Genomic DNA, 6,000 nt, shown 5'->3' on the forward strand with positions numbered 1-6,000 from the left:
CCCCCCCCCCCCCCCCCACCTTTTTTTTTTCCCCCCCCACCCCCCCAACCCCCCCTGCCCCCCGGGCGGGGGGGCGCGTTTTTTTTAATACCACACCGCGAGGGGGCCGCGCACGCGCCGCGCCTCGCCGCCGACATCGCCGAGCGCAGCTGGGAAGCGCTGGACCGCGTGCGCGCCGAACAGGCCTTGCGCGACGCCGTCGCGCGCCAGACGACGCTGCTCGACATGAACGAATTCCGGCTCGAAGTGTCGGACCTGCTGCGCCGCCTGAACGACCCGTCGCAGATCTTCGTCCAGACGGGCGCCATGCTGGGCCGCTTCCTGCAGGCCAGCCGCGTGCTGTACGGCGACTACGACGCCGACAAGCAGCTGGTGACCTTCCACTCGAACTACACGGACGGCATCGTCGCCGAGCTGAACGGCACCTTCCCCGCCGCGCTGTTCGGCGTGGCGAATTTCAGCACGCTGAGCCTGGGCACGTGGGTGTCGAGCGACCTGCAGCGCGACCCGCGCACGAGCGGCCCCGACGTGTGGCCGAACTACGCGGCGCTGCAGATCCGCTCCGCCGTCGTCGTGCCGCTGAACCGCAATGGCGCGCTGACGAGCTGCCTCTTCATCAACGACAACCTGCCGCGCGTGTGGAGCGCCGACATCGTGCGCCTGATCGAGGACGTCGCCGAGCGCGCGTGGAGCGCCGTCGAGCGCGTGCGCGCGGAAGACGCGCTGCGCCTCGCCGACCGCCGCAAGGACGAATTCCTCGCGATGCTGGCGCACGAGCTGCGTAACCCGCTGGCGCCGATCTCGGCCGCCGCGCAACTGCTGAACCTGGGCCCGCCGGACAATGTCCGCGTGGAGCGCACGAGCGCCATCATCGCGCGCCAGGTGGCACACATGACGGGCCTGATCGACGACCTGCTCGACGTTTCGCGCGTCACGCGCGGGCTCGTCGTGCTGACGCGCGAGGAGGTCGACCTGCGCCGCGTGATCGGCGACGCGGTGGAGCAGGTGCGGCCGCTGATCGAGGCGCGCCGCCACCAGCTGGCACTGCATTTGTCGACGGAACCGGCCATCGTCGAAGGCGATCCGAAGCGCCTCGTGCAGGTGATCGCGAACCTCCTGAACAACGCGGCGAAGTACACGCACGAAGGCGGCCGGCTGTCGATCTGGATGGGCATCACGCCCGAGCAGGTGCTCGTGACCGTGTCGGACAACGGCATCGGCATCTCCGCCGAACTGCTGCCGACCGTATTCGATTTATTTTCCCAGGCGGAGCGCACGCCGGACCGCTCGCAGGGCGGCCTCGGGCTCGGCCTCGCGCTGGTGAAGAGTCTCGTGGAACTGCACGGTGGGATGGTGACGGCGGCCAGCGAAGGCCGCAACCTCGGCTGCGAATTCACGGTCCGCCTGCCGCGGCTGCACAACGCCGCCGGCGGGCGCGGCGCGCGGACTGTCGCTGATGCTGGTGGACGATAACGTCGACGCGGCGATGACCCTGGGCCTGTTGCTGGAATCGGGCGGCCACCACGTGACGGTGATGCACCACCCGGGCGAGGCACTGGAACGTGCCGCGCAGGCGCATTACGACGCGTTCCTGCTCGACATCGGCCTGCCCGGCATGAACGGCTACGAACTGGCGCGCCGGCTGCGCAAGGTGCCCGGCTGCATTGAGGCGACGCTCGTCGCCATCACCGGGTATGGCCAGCAATCGGACCAGGCCAGCGCGGCGTATGCCGGCTTCGACAGTTATTTCGTCAAGCCGGTCGATCCGGCCGGCCTGTTCGCGTTACTGGACCGCGTCGCCGCCCGCTGACGCGTTGTCGGCGACGTCCGGCGCCGCGAATTCGCGCGGCTGGAAGTTCTCGAGGCGCTCGAACACGCCGATCGATTCCACGTGCGACGTGTGCGGGAACATGTTCGCCACACCCGCCTTCTTGAGCACGTAACCGGCGCGGTGCGTCAGGATGCCGGCATCGCGCGCCAGGGTCGACGGGCTGCACGACACGTACACGATCCGCTGCGGCAGCAGGTCCGGCTGCGTCAGGCGCAGTTCGGCCAGCGCGATCGCCAGCGCGACGGCGCCGTCGCGCGGCGGGTCGACCAGCATGCGGTCGAATTTACCGAGCGCGATCAGGTCGTCCTTCGTCACCTCGAACAGGTTGCGCGTGTAGAACGTCGTCTTGTCGGCCAGGCCGTTGGCCTTGGCGTTTTCCAGCGCGCGTGTCGTCAGCGCCGTGCTGCCCTCGATGCCGACGACTTCGCGCGCCTGCGTCGCCAGCGGCAAGGTGAAGTTGCCGAGGCCGCAGAACAGGTCGGCCACGCGGTCGCCCGGCTGCACCTCGAGCAGGGTCAACGCCTTGTGCACCAGCAGGCGGTTGATCTGGTGGTTCACCTGCGTGAAGTCGGTCGGCTTGAACGGCATCCTGATGCCGAATTCCGGCAGCGTGTAGTACAGTTCCTTGCCCAGGGGGTAGTACGGCGCGGCGGTGTCCGGGCCTTTCGGCTGCAGCCACCACTGGATGTGCCACTGGTCGGCAAACGCTTTCACCAGCGTCTCGTCCGCGGGGCTCAACGGCGCCATGATGCGCAGCACGAGCACGGTCGTCTCTTCGCCGACGGCGATCTCGATCTGCGGCATCTGCTGGTAGATCGACAGCGCACCCACCAGTTCGCGCAGCGGCACGAGCATGGCGGACAGGTGGTCCGGCAGGATCTCGCAGCTCGTCATGTCGGCCACGTACGACGAGTGGCGCTCGTGGAAGCCGACCAGCACCGTGCCCTTCTTGGCCACGTAGCGCACCGACAGGCGCGCGCGGTAGCGGTAGTCCCACGTGGGGCCGTACATCGGGCGCATGATGTTCTCGGCCTTCGTCTTCCCGATGTGCCACAGGTTGTCTTCCAGGACGCGCTGCTTCATCGCGACCTGCGCCGACGGCTCCAGGTGCTGCATCGAGCAGCCACCGCAGTGCCAGAAGTGCGGGCATTTCGGTTCGACGCGCATCGACGACGCCTTCTGCAGCGTGACCATGCGGCCCGATTCCCAGTTCTTCTTCTTGCGCAGGGTCTCGAAGCTGACGCGCTCGCCCGGCAGCGCGCCTTCGACGAAGATCACTTTGCCTTGCGTGCCGTCCTCGTTCTCCAGGTGGCCGACGCCGCGCGCGTCCATGTCGAGGGATTTGATGTTGATGAAGGTTTCTTGCATGGGATAGAAGAAAGCAGAATCGGGGAAGACGGCGGTCGGAATACCGCACAACCAAACGACGTCGTCCTCGCGAAAGCGGGGACCCATGGTGACGATCGCGGAGCCGGAACGCCTGCGTGTCGGCTGCGGTTGCTCAGTATGGATTCCCGCCTGCGCGGGAATGACGATTTCGTGGCCATTCCGGCCAGCCGGGCATCATAGCAAGGAATCGCGGACGACGCCACGGGCGGCCATCGCCCGTTTCAGTTTGACGAGGGCCTCCTGCTGGATCTGGCGCACCCGTTCGCGCGTCACGCCCATCTCCTCGGCCAGCGTTTCGAGCGTGGCCGGGTCGTCGTTGTCGAGACCGAAGCGGCGCATCACGACAAGGCGCTGCTTGTCGGGCAGCTTCTGCAGCCAGTCGCGCACGAGCACCGTCATTTCGTGCTGCTCCGCGTGGGTGTCCGGGCTGACGTCGCCCTCGTCCGGCAGCATGTCCATCAGGCTGCTCTGCGGATCGTTGTCGAGCGGGGCGTCGAGCGATGTCGCGTGTTCGGACAGCGCGAGGATGTCCTGCACTTCTTCCACGGGCCGGCCGACGAGGCTGGCGATGTCTTCCGCGCTCGCTTCCTTGCCGTCGTGGTGCTGGGCCTCCAGGTGGTATTTCGCGCGCAGCACCTGGTTCAACTCGCGCACCATGTGCACGGGCAGGCGCACGGTGCGGGCCTGGTTCATGATCGCGCGCTCGATGCTCTGGCGGATCCACCAGGTCGCGTAGGTGGAAAAGCGGAAGCCGCGCTCCGGCTCGAACTTGTCGATCGCGCGCATCAGGCCGATGTTGCCTTCCTCGATGAGGTCGAGCAGCACGACGCCGCGGTTGATGTAGTGCTTGGCGATGGAGACGACGAGTCGCAGGTTATGCTCGATCATCTTCTGGCGCGCATTGAAGTCGCCCGCCTTGGCCAGGGTCGCGTAGTGCACTTCCTGTTCGGCCGTGAGCAGCGGCTTGGCGCCGATGCGGTTCAGGTAATGCTGGGTGGTGTCCGTCGAGAGCTCGGCCTGCAGGACGCTCTTGAGCTCGTCGACGGTGTCGACGACGGCCGTCGCCGCGCCTTCCGGCAGCATCTCGGCACGGTCGACGCCGTCCGCCCCGAACCCGCCGTCGTCCAGCGGTTCATCCGGATTCTCTTCCGGCGTGTCGTTGTCCAGCGGGTCGGCGGGCAAGGTCATCGGCTCTCTCTAGCGACTGGGCAGGAACTTGGCCGGGTCGACCGGCTTGCCCTGCTGGCGTATCTCGAAATGCAGTTTGACGGTGTCGGCATCGGAATCGCCCATCTCCGCGATCGCCTGGCCCTTGGTCACGTTCTGACCTTCCTTCACCAGGATGGTGCGGTTGTGCGCATATGCCGACAACAGGCTGTTGCTGTGCTTAACAATCACGAGATTACCATATCCGCGGATGCCGCTGCCGGCGTACATCACCTTCCCGGAACCCGCGGCCATCACCTGCTGGCCCATCTTGCCGGCGATGTCGATGCCCTTGTTCTTGCCTTCGTCGAAGGTGGCGATGATCTTGCCGTCGGACGGCCACATCCAGCTCAGTTTTTCGTCGTCGTTCGCGGTGACGGTGGTGCCCGCGGTCACGCCCGCCGAGATCACTTTTTCCGCCTTCGGATTGTCTTCTTTCGCGGCCAGGTTCGATTCGCTGTACGGCTTCTTGGCGCCGTTCGGCTCCGTCTTCTTCGGCACGGCCGGCGCCTTCTCGGCACCCGGCATCGCGATCGGCGACGTCACGACGCCGTTGCCGTTACGCTCGGACGGCGCCACTTTCAGCACCTGGCCGACCTTGATGTCGTCCGGATCGGCCAGGTTGTTCCAGGCGACGAGGTCGCGGTAATTCTGGCCGTGGTCGAGGGCGATCTTCAGCAAGGTGTCGCCGCGCCGCACGGTATAGGTCCCGCGCGCGTCGGGCTTCGACTCCTCGGCGGCCGGCACCGGGGCCGGTTGCGGGCGGGGACGGAAGCTGGATGCGGTCGGAGCCGGACGGTCGATCACGGGGGCTACGCGGGTCTCGGTGCTGCAGGCGGACAGGATGCCGAGACTAAGGGTCAACAGGGCTAAGCGGGGCGTAAGTTTCATTCTCTCTATAATTCTTTTACAACAACTGGCATTCAAGCGATGCCTGGCCGCAGCGGGACAAAATGGCAGGCTTCCAGCGTTTCGCTGGTCCATTCCGCCTTGCCGGTACGGGTAATGCGCTGCAGGTGCTGGACCTGAGCACCGACGGGCGCCACCAGGCGGGCGCCAATGGCCATCTGCTCGAGCAATGCACGCGGCACCTCGAGACCGGCCGCCGCCAGGATGATGCCGTCGAACGGGGCCACCTGCGGGAGCCCTAGCATACCATCTCCGTACTGCAAGCGCAGATTGGCGATACGCAACGGGCGCAGATTGGCCTTCGCCAGCTCATGTAACGGCTTGATGCGCTCGATGGAATACACCTCCTGCGCCACGCACGACAGCACGGCGGCCTGGTAGCCGCACCCCGTGCCGATCTCGAGCACGCGGTGCAGCGGCTTCTTACTGTCCTTGAGCAACTCGATCATGCGCGCGACGATGTACGGCTGCGAAATCGTCTGGTTGTGGCCGATCGGCAGCGAGATGTCGACATACGCCTGGGCCAGCATGCCCGGCTCGACGAACATATGACGCGGCACGATTTCCAGCGCGGCCAGCACCTGCGGGTCCTTGACGCCCTGGCGCGCATCAGGTACAGCGGACGGCTGTCGTCGACGCGGACGATGTAGTCGTCCCAGTCCAGC

The 6,000-nt window shown here is 66.5% G+C and carries 6 protein-coding genes; 2 read left to right on the forward strand and 4 right to left on the reverse strand.

Features of this window, described 5'->3' with window-relative positions:
- Positions 1–1,473, forward strand: a 1,473-nt coding sequence (locus tag ACEN88_RS22765) for a sensor histidine kinase (RefSeq protein WP_413343279.1), incomplete at its 5' end; no start/stop codon positions are given.
- Complete coding sequence (locus tag ACEN88_RS22770; RefSeq protein ID WP_413343281.1) at positions 1,457–1,810, forward strand: response regulator; 354 nt, start codon at positions 1,457–1,459, stop codon at positions 1,808–1,810. The genes ACEN88_RS22765 and ACEN88_RS22770, both read left to right, overlap by 17 nt.
- On the opposite strand, the gene rlmD is transcribed toward ACEN88_RS22770, so the two are convergent.
- The 4 genes from rlmD to ACEN88_RS22790 form a co-directional block, all read right to left on the reverse strand.
- Entirely contained in the window at positions 1,784–3,199 is a 1,416-nt protein-coding gene (gene rlmD / locus ACEN88_RS22775) for a 23S rRNA (uracil(1939)-C(5))-methyltransferase RlmD (protein WP_413343283.1), read from the reverse strand. The two genes, ACEN88_RS22770 and rlmD, sit on opposite strands and share 27 nt — an antisense overlap.
- Positions 3,200–3,394: 195 nt before the next feature.
- Positions 3,395–4,408, reverse strand: coding sequence for an RNA polymerase sigma factor RpoS (rpoS, locus tag ACEN88_RS22780; protein ID WP_413343285.1), 1,014 nt, complete (start codon positions 4,406–4,408; stop codon positions 3,395–3,397).
- A 9-nt stretch (positions 4,409–4,417) separates the two neighbouring features.
- A complete protein-coding gene (locus ACEN88_RS22785; RefSeq protein WP_413343287.1) occupies positions 4,418–5,317 on the reverse strand; it encodes a peptidoglycan DD-metalloendopeptidase family protein in 900 nt (299 codons plus the stop codon).
- A gap of 32 nt (positions 5,318–5,349) precedes the next feature.
- The coding region (locus tag ACEN88_RS22790) for a protein-L-isoaspartate(D-aspartate) O-methyltransferase (RefSeq protein ID WP_413343289.1) at positions 5,350–6,000 on the reverse strand (651 nt) is incomplete at its 5' end.

It is taken from the genome of Massilia sp. CT11-108, assembly GCF_047302915.1.
In the GTDB taxonomy this organism is placed as follows: Bacteria; Pseudomonadota; Gammaproteobacteria; order Burkholderiales; family Burkholderiaceae_D; genus Telluria; species Telluria orientalis.

Coding starts and splice junctions, on each gene's coding strand:
- ACEN88_RS22770 (WP_413343281.1), top strand. CDS start 1,457: ATGCTGGTGGACGATAACGTCGACGCGGCGATGACCCTGGGCCTGTTG.
- rlmD (WP_413343283.1), bottom strand. CDS start 3,199: ATGCAAGAAACCTTCATCAACATCAAATCCCTCGACATGGACGCGCGC.
- rpoS (WP_413343285.1), bottom strand. CDS start 4,408: ATGACCTTGCCCGCCGACCCGCTGGACAACGACACGCCGGAAGAGAAT.
- ACEN88_RS22785 (WP_413343287.1), bottom strand. CDS start 5,317: ATGAAACTTACGCCCCGCTTAGCCCTGTTGACCCTTAGTCTCGGCATC.